This window comes from Natrinema versiforme JCM 10478, assembly GCF_000337195.1.
Lineage (GTDB): Archaea > Halobacteriota > Halobacteria > Halobacteriales > Natrialbaceae > Natrinema > Natrinema versiforme.
The window spans coordinates 32,371-49,063 of sequence record NZ_AOID01000031.1; the positions used below are offsets into that span (position 1 = coordinate 32,371).

17 protein-coding genes are annotated in these 16,693 nt (G+C 66.3%); 12 read left to right on the plus strand and 5 right to left on the minus strand.

Translation table 11 applies throughout. The annotated features are described in order from the left end of the window. Positions 1–253: 253 nt before the first annotated feature. On the minus strand, positions 254–2,881 hold the full coding sequence (ppk1, locus tag C489_RS11260; protein WP_049890805.1) for a polyphosphate kinase 1: 2,628 nt from the start codon (positions 2,879–2,881) through the stop codon (positions 254–256). Positions 2,882–2,901: 20 nt separating this feature from the next. Further along, positions 2,902–3,591, minus strand: coding sequence for a metallophosphoesterase (locus C489_RS11265; protein ID WP_006431382.1), 690 nt, complete (start codon positions 3,589–3,591; stop codon positions 2,902–2,904). A gap of 174 nt (positions 3,592–3,765) precedes the next feature. Between C489_RS11265 and C489_RS11270 the strand changes: the two genes are divergently transcribed. Further along, complete coding sequence (locus C489_RS11270; RefSeq protein ID WP_006431383.1) at positions 3,766–4,431, plus strand: 2,5-diamino-6-(ribosylamino)-4(3H)-pyrimidinone 5'-phosphate reductase; 666 nt, start codon at positions 3,766–3,768, stop codon at positions 4,429–4,431. Positions 4,432–4,512: 81 nt separating this feature from the next. Here C489_RS11270 and C489_RS11275 read toward each other — a convergent pair whose 3' ends face one another. Then, the gene (locus C489_RS11275) at positions 4,513–5,283 is read right to left on the minus strand and encodes an enoyl-CoA hydratase/isomerase family protein (RefSeq protein WP_006431384.1); all 771 of its coding nucleotides are present in this window, start codon (positions 5,281–5,283) and stop codon (positions 4,513–4,515) included. A gap of 120 nt (positions 5,284–5,403) precedes the next feature. Between C489_RS11275 and msrA the strand changes: the two genes are divergently transcribed. The 4 genes from msrA (at position 5,404) to C489_RS11295 (ending at position 8,953) form a co-directional block, all read left to right on the plus strand. Continuing rightward, the gene (gene msrA / locus C489_RS11280) at positions 5,404–5,934 is read left to right on the plus strand and encodes a peptide-methionine (S)-S-oxide reductase MsrA (RefSeq protein WP_006431385.1); all 531 of its coding nucleotides are present in this window, start codon (positions 5,404–5,406) and stop codon (positions 5,932–5,934) included. Between the two features lie 153 nt (positions 5,935–6,087). Then, the gene (locus C489_RS11285; protein ID WP_006431386.1) at positions 6,088–7,107 is read left to right on the plus strand and encodes a hypothetical protein; all 1,020 of its coding nucleotides are present in this window, start codon (positions 6,088–6,090) and stop codon (positions 7,105–7,107) included. A gap of 107 nt (positions 7,108–7,214) precedes the next feature. Then, a complete protein-coding gene (locus C489_RS11290) occupies positions 7,215–7,640 on the plus strand; it encodes a CBS domain-containing protein (protein WP_006431387.1) in 426 nt (141 codons plus the stop codon). Between the two features lie 92 nt (positions 7,641–7,732). Next, positions 7,733–8,953 (plus strand): FAD-dependent oxidoreductase, encoded by a 1,221-nt coding sequence (locus C489_RS11295; RefSeq protein ID WP_006431388.1) that lies wholly within the window; start codon positions 7,733–7,735, stop codon positions 8,951–8,953. Between the two features lie 40 nt (positions 8,954–8,993). Here the strand turns inward: C489_RS11295 and C489_RS11300 are convergent, their stop codons facing one another. Continuing rightward, entirely contained in the window at positions 8,994–9,353 is a 360-nt protein-coding gene (locus C489_RS11300; protein ID WP_006431389.1) for a winged helix-turn-helix domain-containing protein, read from the minus strand. A gap of 129 nt (positions 9,354–9,482) precedes the next feature. On the opposite strand from C489_RS11300, the gene C489_RS11305 reads away from it, so the two are divergent. From C489_RS11305 to C489_RS11330, 6 genes are all read left to right on the plus strand, one after another. Then, positions 9,483–10,172: a cob(I)yrinic acid a,c-diamide adenosyltransferase gene (locus tag C489_RS11305; RefSeq protein WP_049890806.1), complete on the plus strand. Its 690-nt coding sequence runs from the start codon at positions 9,483–9,485 to the stop codon at positions 10,170–10,172. Between the two features lie 103 nt (positions 10,173–10,275). Then, the gene (locus C489_RS11310) at positions 10,276–11,031 is read left to right on the plus strand and encodes an ABC transporter ATP-binding protein (protein ID WP_006431391.1); all 756 of its coding nucleotides are present in this window, start codon (positions 10,276–10,278) and stop codon (positions 11,029–11,031) included. Next, positions 11,028–12,500 (plus strand): hypothetical protein, encoded by a 1,473-nt coding sequence (locus C489_RS11315; RefSeq protein ID WP_006431392.1) that lies wholly within the window; start codon positions 11,028–11,030, stop codon positions 12,498–12,500. Before C489_RS11310 ends, C489_RS11315 begins: the two co-directional genes overlap by 4 nt. Positions 12,501–12,600: 100 nt before the next feature. Continuing rightward, positions 12,601–13,203 carry a winged helix-turn-helix domain-containing protein gene (locus C489_RS11320; RefSeq protein WP_006431393.1) on the plus strand — a complete coding sequence of 201 codons (603 nt, stop codon included), beginning with the start codon at positions 12,601–12,603 and terminating at the stop codon, positions 13,201–13,203. A 3-nt stretch (positions 13,204–13,206) separates the two neighbouring features. Next, on the plus strand, positions 13,207–13,683 hold the full coding sequence (locus C489_RS11325; protein ID WP_006431394.1) for a hypothetical protein: 477 nt from the start codon (positions 13,207–13,209) through the stop codon (positions 13,681–13,683). A gap of 52 nt (positions 13,684–13,735) precedes the next feature. Then, positions 13,736–15,334: a cobyric acid synthase gene (locus tag C489_RS11330; protein ID WP_006431395.1), complete on the plus strand. Its 1,599-nt coding sequence runs from the start codon at positions 13,736–13,738 to the stop codon at positions 15,332–15,334. Between the two features lie 36 nt (positions 15,335–15,370). On the opposite strand, the gene C489_RS11335 is transcribed toward C489_RS11330, so the two are convergent. Continuing rightward, positions 15,371–15,760, minus strand: coding sequence for a ribbon-helix-helix domain-containing protein (locus tag C489_RS11335; protein WP_006431396.1), 390 nt, complete (start codon positions 15,758–15,760; stop codon positions 15,371–15,373). Between the two features lie 175 nt (positions 15,761–15,935). Here C489_RS11335 and C489_RS11340 point away from each other — a divergent pair, with 175 nt between their 5' ends. Further along, complete coding sequence (locus tag C489_RS11340; protein WP_006431397.1) at positions 15,936–16,673, plus strand: hypothetical protein; 738 nt, start codon at positions 15,936–15,938, stop codon at positions 16,671–16,673. The last annotated feature ends 20 nt before the right edge of the window (positions 16,674–16,693 follow it).

Below are 16,693 nucleotides of genomic sequence, written 5' to 3' on the forward strand. Positions count from 1 at the left end.
AACCGACCGAGGACACGTACAAAGCCACTGCTAATTGTGATATTGAGCAGTCCGTACCTATCATAGGGACTCCCTATCGGTGCCGGTCCTCACCCAGCGCGCGGTGGTCGCCGCCCGCTCCATAGATCCAACGGCGGGAATCGACAGCGGGGTCGTGCGTTCCGCCGACTACCGCTGCGAACCGAGGGACGGAACCTCGCTGGACCGAAAAACTGAGTCAGGGTCGCGGGCCGCTCTCGCAACTCGACGATCGCTACTTACGAGCGCTGGTCCGCACATCGTCGAGTGCAGACCGCATGAACGTCTCGTGGACGTTCGTCGTCGAGCCGTCTCCGGCGGGTTGGCACCGCTCGTAGCTCCCGTCCGATCGCATCACCCACCGGTTCTGATCGTCCGAGAGCAGCGTCTCGAGGATGCCGTTGAGCCGACGCTGGAGTCGCGGCTCGTCGATCGGCGTGATCGCCTCGACCCGGTTGTCGAGGTTGCGGGTCATCCAGTCGGCCGAGCCGATGTAGTATCGGCCCTCGCCGCCCGCTCGGAAGTAGAAGATCCGCGAGTGCTCGAGGAAGCGACCGACGACGCTGTAGACGTCGATCGTCTCGCTGACGCCGTCGATGCCCGGCCGGAGCCGACAGATGTCCCGGACGATCAGGTCGATGTCGACGCCGGCCATCGACGCCTCGTAGAGTTCCCGGACGAGTTCGGGGTCCTCCAACCGGTTCATCTTGGCGACGATGCGCGCCGCTTCGCCGTTGCGTGCCCGCTCGGCTTCGGCGCGGACGAGATCGACGAAGCGATCGCGCATGTTCCCGGGCGCGATGAGCAGTTCCCGGTAATCTCGGGGCATCGAGTGACCGGTGAAGTAGTTGAAGAGTTTGACGAGGTCCTGACCGATGTCCCGATCGGCCGTCAGTAACCCAAGATCTTCGTAGCTCTTTGCGGTCCCGGAGTGGTAGTTGCCGGTCCCGATATGGGAGTAGAGTCGCACCCCGTCGTCTTCCTCGCGGACGACCAGCGAGGTCTTCGTGTGGGTCTTGTAGCCGATCGTCCCGTAGGCGACGTGGATCCCCTCCTCCTCGAGTTTTTTCGCCCACTCGAGGTTGTTCTCCTCGTCGAAGCGGGCCTTGAGCTCGACCATAACGGCGACCTGCTTGCCGTTGCGAGCGGCCTCGATCAGGCTCTCGATGATCTGTGAATCGCTCGCGGTGCGGTAGATCGCCGCCTTGATCGCGAGCACGTCGGGGTCGTTAGCCGCCGCCTCGAGGAACCGCTGGACGGTCGCCTCGAAGGAGTGATAGGGGTGGTGGACGAGCACGTCGTCGTTACTGATCGCGTCGAACACGTTCGTCGCGTCCTCCCGTCCCAATCGCGGATGGGGCTGTGGGGACCACTCGGGCAGTTTCAACTCGGGGCGATCAAGATCGGTCAGGTCGGCGAAGTCCCGATAGTCGAGCGGCCCCTCGAGGTCGAACACCTCCCGGTCGTCGAGATCCAGTTCACGCGTGAGGATCTCGCGGATCCGCTCGGGCGCGTCGGGCTCGATCTCGAGCCGGACGGCGGTAGCGAAACGGCGCTCCTCGATGACCTCCTCGATCATCTCGATCAGGTCCTCGGCGACCTCCTCGTCGCGTCTGACCTCGGCGTTGCGCGTTACCCGGAAGAGGGCGGTGTCGACGACGTCGACGTCCGGGAAGAGCAGATCGAGGTTCGCCCGGACGATGTCCTCCAAGAGGACGTACCGGGTGTCGTCGCCGAACTGGACGAACCGGAGCTGGTTGCGCGGGATCTTTACGCGGGAGAAGGTCAGTTCCGCGTCGGGTCGTTCTCGCGTCAGCACCGCAAGCGAGAGGCTCTGGTTCGAGATGAACGGGAACGGGTGGGCCGGATCGAACGTCAGCGGGGTCAGGGTCGGCAGGACGGAACTCTCGAAATACTCGCGCAGTTGCTGGCGCTCGATAACCGTGAGGTCGTCGTAGTCGACGATGTGAATTCCCGCGTCGGCCAGCGCCGGCCGAATCTCCTCGCGGTAGCACTCGGCCTGCCGTTCGAACAGCGGTCGGGCCTCTTCGAGGGCCGCCTCCCACTGCTCGCGGGGCGTGCGGCCGTCCGGCGTCTCCTCGGTGACGCCGGCCGCGATCTGCTGTTTCAGCCCGCCGACGCGCTTGCGGAAGAACTCGTCTAAGTTCGTCGTGACGATCGCGAGGAACTTCACGCGCTCTAACAGCGGGTTGTCCGCGTCAAGCACCTCGTGGAGGACGCGACGCTGAAAGGCGAGTTCGCTGAGTTCGCGGTTCAGGTAATACGACGGGTCCGAGAGATCGACATCCGGCCGATCCGGCTCCGAAACGTCGTCCCTGACGACCGGTAACTCGTTTCGATCGGCGTCCGCCGCCGAGTCGACTCCGTCGGTCACATCGGGTTGCTCGATCTCGACGGCGTCGCTGGACTCGTTGGAGTCGTCGGATTCGTCGGCTTCCTCGGATTCGTCGAGCCCGTCCGGCTCCGGACCGGAATCGAGCACCGCCTCGAGATCCGACTTCGGATCGGAGACCAGGTCGACCTCGTCGGTGCCAGTCGTCGACTCGGCGTCCGCAGCCGCCGTCGCCTCGACTGTAGTCTCCGTTTCTACCGCCGGTTCCGTCGCCGTTTCGCCTTCTCTGCTTTCTTCGCACTCCTCGGTCTCGACTGTCTCCTCCGCGGACTCGGCGTTCCCTCCCCACCCGTCTCGAGTGGGCGAGCGGGAATCGCCCTCAGCGTCGTCTCCGCCGTCGAACAGCGAGTGGAACGCGAACTCCGTGCATCCGCTCGCCGCCTCGTCGGTCGCCTGTTCGTCCGTCGGTGACACTGTCTCGTCGTTTGCTCCCGAATCTCGTTCGTTCATCCCGAAATCCCCCATCGCAGTCAGTCATCTGCCGTGACGAACTTCTCGGACGGCCGCTCCACGTGGCCCGTCCCGGAGACGCTACACAACTCGTCGCGGCGGACATCGTAGGCCGTGAGATCGCCGCCGTAGACACAGCCCGTATCGAGTCCGACCGCCCACTCCCGCTCGATTGGCTCCTCGAGGACCGTGTGGCCGAAAAAGACCCGCGGCGGCCCATCGTACGTCTCGAACCAGAACGGGCCGTCGTAGCCGTCGCCGTCCGGCGACCGCATCGTCAGCACGTCGTCGCCCGAGTGGCCCGACAGCGGTCGGCTCGGATCGACCCCACCGTGAACGACGAGTCCGCCGTCCCACGAAATCGCCGTCGGAAGCGACTCGATGTACTGGTGATCGACCGCGTCGAGTGCCGGCAACGAGGCGTCGCCCTCGAGTAGCTTTCGCTCGTTGTTGCCGCGGACCGAGATCAGCCGCGGCGACCGCCTGACGCGGTCGAGGACGGCCTTGCTCTCCGGTCCCTTTCGGACCAGATCACCGACGAACACGGCGAGATCGTTCGCGCCGAGATCGAGCGTTTCCAGCAACTCCTCGAGGGCGTCGAGACAGCCGTGAACGTCACCGATGACGTAGACGTCGTCTCGGTTTTCAAGGTCGATGTGCCGGTGGTCGAACGATACCGTGTCGTCGAACGCGGAGTTGGCGGTCGTCACGTGTTATGCGTTCGAACAGTCAGTCGAGACCGGATAAGTCGTTTATATGTTCCGTATTGTCCGGTATATAGGGACGTATAGCGGTCACGAGACACCGAATTCGCAGCGTACAGCGCGTCGAACCGCGGTGTCGAGACCGGGGGATTTCTGTACGATCGCTACCACAGCACGGATATGTACGTCATCGTCAACGCCGCCGCGAGCGCGGACGGCAAGCTCTCCTCGCGCCGGCGCGAGCAGATCGCGATCAGCGGCGCGGACGACTTCGCCCGCGTCGACCGGTTGCGCGCCGAGAGCGACGCCGTCGCGGTCGGCGTCGGTACCGTCCTCGCGGACGATCCGCACCTGACCGTCAAGGACGACGAGTTGCGGGCCCAGCGCCGCGAGGACAGCCGGCCGGCGAACCCCGCGCGGGTCGTCGTCGACTCGAGCGGGCGCACGCCGACCGACGCAGCGATCCTCGACGACGCGGCGACGACCTACCTCTGCCTGAGCGAGGCCGCGCCCGTCGACCGACGGATGGAACTCGCCGAGGAGGCCGAGTTGGTTACGGCCGGCGACGATCGGGTCGACCTCCTACGCGCGTTCGCGGCGCTACAGGAGCAGGGAATCGAGCAGCTCATGGTCGAAGGCGGCGGCGAACTCATCTTCTCGCTGTTCGAGGCCGGGCTGGTCGACGAACTCCGGGTGTTCGTCGGCCCGACGATCATCGGCGGCCGCGACGCCCCGACGCTGGCCGACGGCGAGGGGTTCGTCGCCAAGTTCCCGGCGCTCGACCTCGAGGCGGTCGACCGGCTGGACGACGGGGTCGTGCTCACGTGGCGCGTCGACGACCGGTAGTAGCCACTGAAACGATGCACACTCTGATCGCAACGTCGTCTGGCGATCAGGTGCGCATTGACTTTCAGTGGCTACTATAAGTTACTCGAACTCCGGCTCCCGATCCTCGACGAACGCGTCCATTCCCTCGCGCTGGTCGTGCGTGCCGAAGAGGCTCGCGAAGGCGCGCTTCTCGTAGGCGAGGCCGCTTTCCTGTGACCCCTCGTAGCCCTGATTGAGCGCCTGTTTGGCGGTCCGCATGGCAAAGGCCGGTTTCGCGGCGAGTCGAGCGGCCAATTCGTCGGCGACTGACTCGAGTTCGTCGTCCGCCACGACCTCGCCGAACAGGCCCGCCTCGGCGGCCGAGTCGGCGTCGAGCCGTTCGCCGAGGAAGATCATCCGGCGCGCGGTCGCGTCGCCGACCAGCCGCGGCAGCCGCTGGGTGGCTCCCCAGCCGGGGATGATCCCGAGATCGATCTCGGTGTTACCGATCAGCGCCGACTCGCTCGCCACGCGGAGATCGCAGGCCAGCGCCATCTCGCAGCCGCCGCCGAACGCGTAACCGTTGACCGCCGCGATCGTCGGCGCGGGAAACGCCTCGAGCGCGTCGGCCACGTCGTGGCCGAGTTCGCCCCACTCCTGTGCCGCCTCCGCGGAGAGGTCCTGCATGTAGGTGATGTCCGCGCCGGCGATGAACGCGTCGCCGGCCCCCGTCAGGACGAGCGCCCGCGCGCCGTCCGCGGCCGCTTCCTCGATCGCCTCGCCCATCGCCTCGAGCGTCGCGACGTTCAAGGCGTTGAGCGCGTCGGGTCGGTCCACGGTCAGCGTCGCCACGTCGTCGTCCCACTCGAGTCGGACTGTATCCCACGACATATCCCGCCGTTTGCGAGCCACCGTGAAATCAGTTGGCACGGCGGCGACCGCGGCCGGCGCCGGCGCGCCGCCCGACGGCCACCCGTCACACCTTTCCTCGGTCGCGCCCTACGGACGGCTATGGAACGAGCCACGTTCGGCGGCGGGTGTTTCTGGTGTACCGAAGCGGCGATGAAGGAACTCGAGGGCGTCGACTCGGTCACGTCCGGCTACGCCGGCGGGCATACCGAGGACCCCTCCTACCGCGAGGTCTGTTCGGGTAACACCGGGCACGCGGAGGTCGTCCAGGTCGAGTACGATCCCGACGCGATCGGCTACGACGAACTGCTCGAGGTCTTCTTCGCCACCCACGACCCGACGCAACTCAATCGGCAGGGACCGGACGTCGGAACGCAGTACCGCTCCATCGTGCTGTATCACGACGACGACCAACGGACCCAAGCCGAGGCCTACATCGACGCGCTCGACTCCGAATACGACGATGACGTAGTGACCGAGTTGGAGCCGCTCGAGACGTTCTACCGCGCCGAGGAGAAACATCAGGACTACTTCGAGAAGAATCCCAACGACGCCTACTGTACGATGCACGCGGCCCCGAAGGTCGAGAAGGTCCGCGAGAAGTTCGCCGAGAACGTCGCCGCGGAACACTAGAGACCGTCAGCGGAGGCGGGTACCCAGTGGCGTGACCGAAAACGGGGAACGGAGTTTTCCACTCTTCGTCGAGAGACCCGCGGCGGTTCTCTCAGTGCTTGCGGGTCCACCCCTGCACTATATCGGATTTCGCCGAAACGTCCTAACGTGGGAATGCCGCACACAAAGTATTCGCTGGGGAGCGTGCGGAGAGGGCTCCGCAACCCCGACCTCGTCTGGACGGAGCTCTGCAAGTACCTCTGGTCGGCCCATCGGACCGCCTACGAACTCCGTCACGGTGACGGGGTCGACGTACTGGCGGAAGACTGGGACGATCTGCTGATACTCGACGCCTGTCGATACGACGCCTTCGCGGCCCGCAATCGGATCGACGGCACCCTCGAGTCCCGGCTGTCCGCCGGCTCGAGCAGCCCGGGGTGGATCGACGCGAACTTCTCGGGAGAGACCCACCACGATACCGTCTACGTCAGCGGGAACGCGTTCACGGCCGACATCGACGACGACGTGTTTCACGCGATCTACACGGTGCCGCCCGAACCGGTCACGGAGGCCGAAGCCGTCGACGCGGACGCGATCACGAACCCCGAAATATTGGAGGACAGTTACGTGATCCGTCCGGAAACCGTCGTCGAGAAGGCGATCGAAGCCCACGAGCGGCATCCGCGAAAGCGGCTGATTGTCCACTTCCTCCAGCCACACGTTCCGCTCATCGGCGAGACCGGACTGGAGATCTACCAGCAGATTGCGTCCGAAGGCGACCTCTCGTCGCTGTCACGCGGCGGTCGCGGGGACCGGTTCGGCGCGTTGAACGTGCAACTGTACCGCGTCGTCGAGGACGAGGCGTTCGATATCGACATCGGTGACCTCCGGCAAGCGTACGCCGAAACCCTCGATCTCGTTCTCCCGTACGCCGAACAGTTGACGCGAGAGCTCTCCGGAAAATCCGTCATCTCCGCCGACCACGGCGAGCTTCTGGGAGAACGGCTCCTGCCGTTTACGGACAGAAAGTACGGCCACTTCGAGTATCTGGCGGCCGACGAGTTGCGACGGGTCCCGTGGCACATCGTCGACAGCGACGATCGGAGACGGATCGTCGAAGACGTGCCGATCGAATCCGTTCGGATGGACGAGGAGGAGGTGACCGAAAAGCTCCGAGTACTGGGCTATCGGTGACGAGCGGTCGGTCCGTACTCGAGTCGGAACGCCGCTCGTCCCGGCGCGACGGTTTCGCTTGAAAGCTCACCACTGAATACCGAGCCGGGCATCGGTCGAGTCGAACCATGTCCGTCGGCAAACTCGGCCCCCAAGACGTCGTCACGACCAGTCCCGACAGCCAGCTCGAGGAGGTTACCCAGCGGCTCGAGGCGGAAAACGTCGGCTCGGTCATCGTCACCGAGAACGACGAACCGATCGGGATGCTCACCGACCGCGACGCCGCACTCGCGATTCACGACCACAACGATGTCGGGTCGGTATCGGTCGCGGACGTGATGACCGAACGGCCGGTGACGGTCCACGAGGACGACGACCCGGTCACCATCTCGGAGGCGATCCGGGACAACAACGTCCGCCGGTTCCCGGTCGTCGACGACGACGGCGAACTGGCCGGCGTCGCGACGCTCGACGATCTGGTCGCCACGATCGGCGAGGAACTCGACAACGTCGCCGAGACGATCGAGGCCCAGTCGCCCGACTACAGCCCGTAGTTCACCGTCGTCCCGGTATCCTATGCGGACAGTTCTTCGGACTCGTGCCCGAGCAGTGAAAGGTACGTCCGTCTGGGCATCCTCGCTCGAGTATGGACAGTGAAACGGACGTTCTCGTGATCGGCGGCGGGGCCACCGGGGCGGGGATCGCCAGAGACCTCGCGCTCAGGGGCGTCGACGTCACGCTCGTCGAGCGGGACGGGCTCACGTCGGGAACCTCGGGCCGCTCGCACGGGTTGCTCCACAGCGGCGCGCGCTACGCCGAGGCCGACGGGCCGGAGGCTCGAGAGTGCCTCGCGGAAAATCGAATCCTGCGCCGGATCGCGGGTGCGTGCATCCGAGAGACGGAGGGACTCTTCGTGCAACTCGCCGATGACGATCCGGCCTACTTCGACGCGAAGCGCGAGGCTTGCGAGGACGTGGGGATTCCGACTGAAGTCGTCGACGGCGACGCCGCCCGCGAGGCGGTTCCGGACCTCTCCGACGACGTCGAACGCGCGATGTGGGTCCCCGACGGCGTGGTCCTGCCGTCGCGGTTGGTCGCCGCGAACGCGGCCGACGCTCGAGCGCACGGGGCGGACGTTCGCCCCCACGCGCCGGTCGAGTCGATTCGGCGTGAAGACGGCCGGATTACGGCGGTCGCGCTCGGCGGCGACGCCGACGAGACGGTGCGGCCGAGCTACGTCGTGAACGCGACCGGTCCCTACGCGGAGCGGATCGCCGAGATGGCGGGCGTGTCCGTCGAGATGCGCCCGACCCGCGGCGTCATGGTCTCGGTCGAATACGACGGCCTCGAGCCGGTGTGCAACCGGTGTCGCGAGCCCGACGACGGCGACATCATCGTTCCGCACGGCGGCGAAGTCGTCCTCGGGACGACGAGCGTTCCGGTCGGCGATCCAGACGACTACGAACGGGCCGACTGGGAGATCGAGGAGACGGTGAGGGAGTGTGCGGCGATGCTCCCGCCGGTCGCCGACGCCGATCACGTCCGGACGTGGTGGGGCGTCCGCCCGCTGTACGAACCCGACGAGGCCGCCCGCGGCGGCCGCGGGATCTCGCGGGGCTTTCACCTGCTCGATCACGCCGACGCGGGCCTCGAGAACTGCTGTAGCGTCGTCGGCGGGAAGCTGACGACCTACCGGCGGATGGCCGAGGCCGCGACGGATCTCGTCTGCGATCGGCTCGGCGTCGACGCCGACTGCGTCACCGCCGACAGACAGCTCCCGGGCGCGTCGGAGCCGGCCCGACTCGACGAGTTCGTCCGGCAGTTCGACGGGCAGGGCCCGACAGACGCCGATATTGTCGGAGAATAGCGGTAACATCGGCCCTCGAGTCGAGCGAGTGACTGACGGATCAGAAGTCGCGGCTGAGTTCCGACCAGAAGTCGTGTTCCGTCGAGCGATCGATCTCGACGCGCAACTCGTTTGCGTCGTCGAAGCCGATCGAGATCCGCTCGAGATTGGCGACGTACCGGGCCTTCTGATGGCGGCCCTCGCGGACGCCGACGGCTTCCTCGACCAGTCCGGCCTCGGTCAGACAGTCGAGTTTCCGGTAGGTCGTCGAGAGCGGGCGGTCGGCCGCCTCGGCGATGTCCTCGACGGTCATCGGGTCCTCGAGCACCGCGATGATCTCCCGGCAGGCACCGTCGTCGAGTGCGGCGATCACGCGCCCGAACTCCGGGGAGCCGTCGGACGAGGAGAACTCGAGGGACATTGGGTGCCGCCACGTTAGGAGCGAGGCCTAAAGACACGTTTGGTTGGGGGTGTCACTGGATGGAGGCGACCCGACACCGAGAGAGTCGGATGGAGCAACTACATGTGCGACGGGGCCGACCGACTCCGTATGAGCGACGATCAACCGCCCGAATCCGCGGTCGAGAACACGCCGGGACAGGGCCGAACGCCCGAGGCCGAGCGAATCGAACCCGCCGCCCCCGAGGAGTTCGGCCTCGTCCAGGTCTGGTGGGGAGACGGGAAGGGAAAGACGACGGCCGCCCTCGGCATGGGGATGCGAGCCGCGGGCCACGGCTACCGGGTTCACATGCTCCAGTTCATGAAAGGCGGGGCCTCGAGCGTCGACGCCGTCCGTGGCGAGTACAACGCAATGGCTGCGCTGCCGGGGATCAGCTACGAGAACCTCGGCCACTACGGCTGGCACGGGATGGCAGACGGCAGCGACGAAGCCGACCACGAGGCCGAAGCCCAGGCTGGCCTCGAGCGCGCTCGCGAGTTGCTCGATGCGGCGAGCGACGCCGACCTCGACGCGCCGATCGACCTCGACGCGCCGCCGGAGGCAGGGATGCACATGCTGCTCCTCGACGAAGTGCTCTACGCCGCGGATCGCGGTCTGCTCTCGGAGCGGGACGTTCTCGATCTCGTCGACGCGAAGCCGGACGACCTCGAGTTAGTGCTGTCGGGAAGTCATACGGAACCCGCGTATCTCGAGGACCATGCCGACCTGATCACGAACGTCCGCAAGGGCAAACACCCGATCGACGACGGCCAGCGGGCGCGACGCGGGACCGAATTCTGATCACGTCGCCACACAATCCGCGACGGCCGGCGGTGATGCCGAGCTGTTACTATTCCCCTACCAACACAGTTAACATCAAATACTGAGAACGAATCGCTGTTCAATGGGTGCGATTCACGTAGACGGGCTGCGGAAGTCCTACGGCTCCGTCACCGCCGTGGACGGAATGGAATTCGCCGTCGATCGAGGGGAACTGTACGGTTTTCTCGGCCCGAACGGTGCCGGCAAGACAACCACGATCCGAGTGTTAACCGGCCAAATACAGCCGGACTCGGGCGACATCTCCGTCCTCGAGACGGACCCGGTCGCGGAGCCGATCGAGACGCGTCGGAACGTCGGTATCCTGCCGGAGCAGGGGTCCCCACCGAGCTTTCTCACGCCCCGCGAGTACCTCGAGTTCGTCGGCGAAGTGCGCGACCTCGAGCCGGAGCGGGTCGCAGAGCAGACCGCGATGTGGGCCGACCGCCTCGGGTTCGAAAGTAAACTCGACACGCTACACACCGATCTCTCTCGGGGCCAGCAACAGAAGGTGATGATCGCGCAGGCGTTCGTCCACGAGCCCGACGTGGTCTTCATCGACGAACCGCTGGCGAACCTCGACCCGCTCGTCCAGGAACAGGTCAAGCAGTTCCTCGTCTCCTATGCGGCCGGCGACAACGCCGTCTTCGTCTCGACGCACAACATCGACGTCGCCGAGGAGATCTGTACCCGCGTCGGCATCGTCGCCGACGGCCAACTCGTGACCGAACGGTCGCTCACCGACGACGACGGCGACGAGTCGCTGCTCGAGGTGTTCCTCGACCGCGTCGAGGGCGAGGACGCGCGAGATACCCCGACGCTCGAGCACCTCGACGCATGACGGAGGCCACGACTCCTGAGCAGGTCGGGTCGGGGACGGGAGCCGGCCTCTCGACGCGGCGGCTGCTCGCGGTGCTCTTCCGCGAGGAGTGGCGGCTCCACACGCAGTTGTTCGGCGGCTGGCGGTTCGCGCTGTTCCCGTTGGTCATCGCCGTACTGGCCGTGAGCGGGACCGTGGCGCTCGTCGAGACCGGCACTGCGACGGAGACGGTGATCGGCGGCCTGCACGTCCTCGCGTTCGCGTTCGGGCTCTACAGCGGCACCGCGGGCTTCGCCGGCTCGGACATGCTCGAGAACGTGTTCGGCCGGCTGTCGCTGCTGCTCTCGTCGTCGACGACGCTGCCGCTCTCGCGCCGGCGGTTACTGGGCGCGTTCCTCCTGAAGGACGCGCTGTTTTACGGCGTCGCGTTCGTGTTGCCGATGGCGCTGGGGAGCGTGGCCGTCGACGGCCTCTCGGCGACGACGCCGCTTTCGATCGGACTGTTCTGGCTCTCGCTGTGTCTCGTCTTCGCGGTCGGGATGGCGACGACGGTCGCGCTGATCACCGTGCGCACGCGCGGCGCGCCGCCGTGGGCGATCGGACTGGCGATCGCGGTCGCCGTCGTCGGTATCTGGGCGACGGGCGGACTCGGCACGCTCCGGACCGTGCTCGTCCCGATCGACGGCTCCGCGGTCACCGCCGGCGGGCTGACCGCCGTCACCCTCGTCGTCGCTGCGGGCTCGCTCCTGCTGTACGATCCGACCTACGGCCGCCCCTCGCGGACCGCGACCGACCGCTTCGCCGCGCTCAGCGAGGCCCTCCCCATCGACAACGCGGCGCTCGTCACGAAGTCGCTGCTCGACCTGGCACGCTCGTCGGGCGGCGTCTGGAAACCGTTCGTCTCGGCCGGCATCCTGCTCGCGCTCGTGGCCGCACTCGTCGGCGTCGTCGACTCGATCACCGGTATCGCGCCCGCTCCGGGGATTTTCTTCGGTGGCGTCCTCGGCCTCTCGGCCTTTACCACGTACAACTGGCTGACTCAGTTCGATTCGCTCGAGGCCTACCTCACCTACCCCGTCTCGATCGAGGACGTCTTCCGAGCGAAGCGGATCGCGTTCGTCTTGGTCGGCGCGCCGACGGTCGCCGTGCCCTATCTGGCGGCCGTGCTCTGGTTCGACGCGACGCTGCCTGACGCCGTCGTCGGGGCGGTGTTGCTGGCCGGCTACGCGCTGTACTACTACGGGCTGACCGTCTACATCGCCGGCTTCGATCCCAACGAGTTCCTCTTCGACGCCGTCCGCTTCGCGACCTTCACCCTCGGCGTCGCCGTCGCGCTCGTGCCGACGCTGGTCGCCGGCTTCGTCGTCATCCCGCCGTCGCTCGAACTCGTCGCCGGTCTCGGCGTCGCCGGGATCGGGCTGGGCGTCGTCGGGATCGTCCTCTCGAGTCGTGCCGGGCCGCGCTGGGACGCGCGATACAGAACGGAATAGTGATCCAAACCGGGCTCGAGTTCGATGTATCGGGCGGCTATAGCAAACTATAGTGTGGCTGTGGCAAACTATTTTGCGTTACGTCCCTAATACGATAGCGATGAGTGATCTCGATGCCCCGTGGAACGGGGACGTAAACGACGCAGTCATCGAGGAGTGGCGGGCCGAAACGTCACCGTTCGATCGGGTCAAAGAGGTGTTGCTGGCGACGACGGCACCCCGGTATGCGGGGGCAATCGCCGAACGGGCACGTGTCAGCGAGCCCAGCGCCCGCAAGCATCTGCAGACGCTCGCCAATGCCGGCCTCGCCGAGCGCGAGGACACCGGTCGCGGGACGAGATACAAACGCTCGCGCGAAACGGTTGCGATGGGTCGGATCCGCGAGTTGCACGCGGAACTCACCAAGGCGGAACTCGTCGACGGCATCCGAGACCTGAAGGGGAAGATCGAGACCTACCGCGAGGAATACGGCGTGACGGACCCGGACGACCTCGCGCTCGAACTCGAGGCCGAGGACGGCGAGGGGTGGGCCGCGATCTCGCGCTGGCGGGCGCTCGAGGAGAATCTGAAAATCGCGCAGGCGGCGCTGTCGCTGTACGACTTCGATCCGGACGGTGAGCACGGCGATGAAGCGGCGCAGTCGGACGACACTGATACGTCTCGAGGCGCATTCGCCGGCGAGACCGGGGACCTCTCGGCGTAACGGATGGATCGTGACGAGTCAGGTGGCATTCCGCCCGAAGAACGAACAACCGATCTCGGCGCGCCCGATGTCACAACGATGCGTCGCCTCCGCGAGTTCTTCCGGCAGGCGGAGCCGCTCGTCGAGACAGCTGAATTCGACGACGTTCTCGATCCCCAAGAGCTCCGTGTCGAATATGGAGACGGGATCGGGGCCGCGGAGTGGTGCCGACTGGATATCACGTGGTACAAATCGGGCGCGTATCGCTTCCATTACGTCGACGGAAACGACGTAAACTGGCGATTCGACCGCCATCCGAACTCCCATTCTCCGGAGAAACACTTTCACGAACCGCCCGACGCACCCGCCGAGACGGCAGCACGATCATGTATCGAGGTCGAGGAACACCGTCTGGTCGCTCGAGCGGTCGCGAAATTGTGGCGGCGAGCCTACGAGCAGGACGACCCCTCGATCCTCAATACGGCCACCAACCCTCCGTGAACGCGAACCGATAGGACGATACTACCGGCCGCGTGAATACGTCCCAACGCGGATGACCAGAACCCTTCTCGTCGCCGGAACCGCGAGCCACGTCGGCAAGTCGACGGTCGCGGCCGGTCTCTGTCGGCTGCTGGCCGACCGCGGCGTCGACGTCGCCCCGTTCAAGGGCCAGAACATGAGCAACAACGCCCGCGTCGTCGTTCGACCGGATGACGGCGAGGGAGCCGACGACGATGCGGCCGGCCAGTGGGGCGAAATCGGCGTCTCCCAGTTCGTCCAGGCTCGAGCGGCCCGGACCACCCCGACCACGGACTGTAATCCCGTGCTCCTCAAGCCCCGCGGCGACGGCGAGAGCCAACTGGTGCTCCAAGGAGAGGCCTACGACCACGTCCCGGCCGGCACCTACTACGAGGAGTACTGGGAGCGAGCTCGCGAGGCCGCCGAGGCGTCCTACCGCAGGCTGGCGGCCGACAACGACGTGATCGTCGCCGAGGGCGCGGGCAGTATCGGCGAGATCAACCTCCACGACCGGGACCTCGCGAACGTCGAGACCGCCGCGTTCGCGGACGCCGACATCCTCCTGTTAGTCGACATCGAACGCGGCGGGGCCTTCGCCAGTCTCTACGGGACGATCGAACTCGTCCCCGAGGCTATCCGGGACCGCATCGTCGGCGCGCTCATCACGAAATTCCGCGGTGACCCGTCGCTCCTCGAGCCCGGTATCGAGGAGATCGAATCGAAGACCGGCGTGCCGATTCTGGGGGTCCTTCCCTACGACGATCCCGGACTCCCGGAGGAAGACAGCGTCGGCCTCCCGGGCAGCGAGGAACGGGGCGTCGTCGGCGACGACGACGGAGTCCCGGACGAGCGACGGATTCGGATCGCCGTGCCCCGCCTCCCCCGAATTTCGAACGCGACTGACCTCGAGGCGCTGGCAGCCGAACCCGGCGTCTCGGTGGTCTATGTACCGGTCGACGGCGAGGGGCGGGGCGATCCGCTCGCGGGCGTCGACGCTGACGCGGTCGTGGTGCCGGGCACGAAGAATACGGTCGACGACCTGCTGGCGCTCCACGAGGCCGGGTTCGCCGACGCGCTCGCAGCCTTCGACGGGCCGGTCGTCGGCGTCTGCGGCGGCTACCAGCTGCTCGGCGAGCGGATCACCAACGCCGCGCTCGAGGGAACGGGCGAGGACGACGTCGTCGAGGGACTTGGCCTGTTGCCCGTCGAAACTCGCTTCGAGGGCGAGAAGCGCCTCGAGCAGACGTCGGTTCCCGTCGACGGCGCGGCCTCGCCGCTGCTTTCGGGGGCCGACGGCACCGCGTCGGGATACGAGATCCATGCCGGCCGAACGCGGGCGCTCGAGGACGTGAGCCGACCGCTCGGCGACTCGAGTGCGGCCCGCGGGCAGGTACTCGGAACGTACCTGCACGGCCTGTTCGACAACGAATCGGTGCGGACGGCGTTTCTCGAGGCCGTTGCGGAGCGGGCGGGCGTCGACCGGCCGACCGGCGAGGATTCGGCGGCATCGTCGATGGCGGGAGACGAAACCGGATCGACGCCGTCCGACCGGGCGGCACGGCTCGTTCGCGAGCACGTCGATCTGGATGCGCTCGGAGAGCCGTTCGGTTCGGGAGATGGAGAAGCGGAGTAAGCCGGTTTGCAGCGGCTACAGCAGCCGTTCGGTCGATTACGCCGAGTCGCCGCGGTAGGTCCCGAGCAGTTCCTCGAGGATGATACACTCCTGATCGGTCTCTTCGTAATGGGTATCGATGAACCGTTCAGCGGCCTCGTAGTTGCCGCGCAGCCCGTGCTTTCGGACGTTGATCACGGCGTCGAGGAAGAACGTGCCACCGTCGGCCCCGAGCGCTTTGGCGTGGTCTTCGTCGCTGATGTCGAGTTCCGACTTGATCTCGTCGAAGTTGAACGTCTTCACCTCGTGCTCGGAGTCGATCAGGGCGAGAACGTACTCCGCGGAGAAGCGATAGAACTCGGATTTGCTCTCGAACATACCGTCTTCGACGAGCGCGTCGATCTCTTCGACCACGTCGTCGGGGTACCTGACGGTATCTTTCGCCATATCCGGATACTGCTCGCTGCTGACTAATTATTGTTTCTACTGTTCAACGTATGTGTCGGTTCGGATACGTTATGGAACGTAGCGCAGCGTCCGCGGTCTCGAGCGATTCTGCGGGTCCGTATCGAGTCTCGAAACGGAACGAACGTTAAAGGGATCGGACTGGGTTCACTCGAACGTGTGGATCGACGTGTATCCCGGCGTTCTCCTCAGCTCCCTCCCGTGGTGGATCGCGGCACCGCTGGTCCAGCTCGCGGTGCTGGTGTTCGGGATGGCGCTCGACGAGACCTACGTCAACCGGACGACGGTGTTGACGGGCGCGATCGCGGTCCACATCCACGGTTTCGTCGCCGGCGAAGTCGGGCTCCTGGTCGGGCTCTACGCCGATATCGGCCTGCTCGTCGGCGCGTACGGCGTGTACGCCTACGTCATCGACGCCTACGTCGGGAACGCCTTTCGGCTCGTCGCGTTTTTGCTCTACTCGCCGCTGTCGGTCTTCCTCGTAATCTTGACCGCGGGACCGACGCTGTTCGGGATCGAGCCGCTGTTCGTCCCCGCACTCGCGCTGGCGGGCTACGGCAACATCCAGCTCCGGGAGTACCTGTCCCCGAACGATCCCTACTACTTCGGCCCCGAATCCGAGGCGGCGTTCGAGTCCGCCGTCGAAGCCGCCGCCGAAACGGACGCAGGGACGGGAACGAGCGAGCACGCGACGGCGGACACTAATACCGACGCCGCGACGCCGACTGAAAGCGACACCGGGACAGCGGCCACTGCGAGTGCTGACGGCACGGAATCCGACCCGTTCACCGAGGCCCGCGACGACGGCGGAACCGATCGTCCCGCCGGCGAACCGGCCGCGGCCGCCGACTCGAGCGAGCGGGGGATTCTCCCCGAGTTCATGCGCCGGCTCTGATCACCCGGCTGCCGAGTCAC

Bases quoted from the DNA above. Each gene is read 5' to 3' on its own strand.
- ppk1 (WP_049890805.1), bottom strand. From the start codon at position 2,881: ATGAACGAACGAGATTCGGGAGCAAACGACGAGACAGTGTCACCGACG.
- C489_RS11270 (WP_006431383.1), top strand. From the start codon at position 3,766: ATGTACGTCATCGTCAACGCCGCCGCGAGCGCGGACGGCAAGCTCTCC.
- C489_RS11275 (WP_006431384.1), bottom strand. From the start codon at position 5,283: ATGTCGTGGGATACAGTCCGACTCGAGTGGGACGACGACGTGGCGACG.
- msrA (WP_006431385.1), top strand. From the start codon at position 5,404: ATGGAACGAGCCACGTTCGGCGGCGGGTGTTTCTGGTGTACCGAAGCG.
- C489_RS11285 (WP_006431386.1), top strand. From the start codon at position 6,088: ATGCCGCACACAAAGTATTCGCTGGGGAGCGTGCGGAGAGGGCTCCGC.
- C489_RS11290 (WP_006431387.1), top strand. From the start codon at position 7,215: ATGTCCGTCGGCAAACTCGGCCCCCAAGACGTCGTCACGACCAGTCCC.
- C489_RS11295 (WP_006431388.1), top strand. From the start codon at position 7,733: ATGGACAGTGAAACGGACGTTCTCGTGATCGGCGGCGGGGCCACCGGG.
- C489_RS11300 (WP_006431389.1), bottom strand. From the start codon at position 9,353: ATGTCCCTCGAGTTCTCCTCGTCCGACGGCTCCCCGGAGTTCGGGCGC.
- C489_RS11305 (WP_049890806.1), top strand. From the start codon at position 9,483: ATGAGCGACGATCAACCGCCCGAATCCGCGGTCGAGAACACGCCGGGA.
- C489_RS11310 (WP_006431391.1), top strand. From the start codon at position 10,276: ATGGGTGCGATTCACGTAGACGGGCTGCGGAAGTCCTACGGCTCCGTC.
- C489_RS11315 (WP_006431392.1), top strand. From the start codon at position 11,028: ATGACGGAGGCCACGACTCCTGAGCAGGTCGGGTCGGGGACGGGAGCC.
- C489_RS11320 (WP_006431393.1), top strand. From the start codon at position 12,601: ATGAGTGATCTCGATGCCCCGTGGAACGGGGACGTAAACGACGCAGTC.
- C489_RS11325 (WP_006431394.1), top strand. From the start codon at position 13,207: ATGGATCGTGACGAGTCAGGTGGCATTCCGCCCGAAGAACGAACAACC.
- C489_RS11330 (WP_006431395.1), top strand. From the start codon at position 13,736: ATGACCAGAACCCTTCTCGTCGCCGGAACCGCGAGCCACGTCGGCAAG.
- C489_RS11335 (WP_006431396.1), bottom strand. From the start codon at position 15,760: ATGGCGAAAGATACCGTCAGGTACCCCGACGACGTGGTCGAAGAGATC.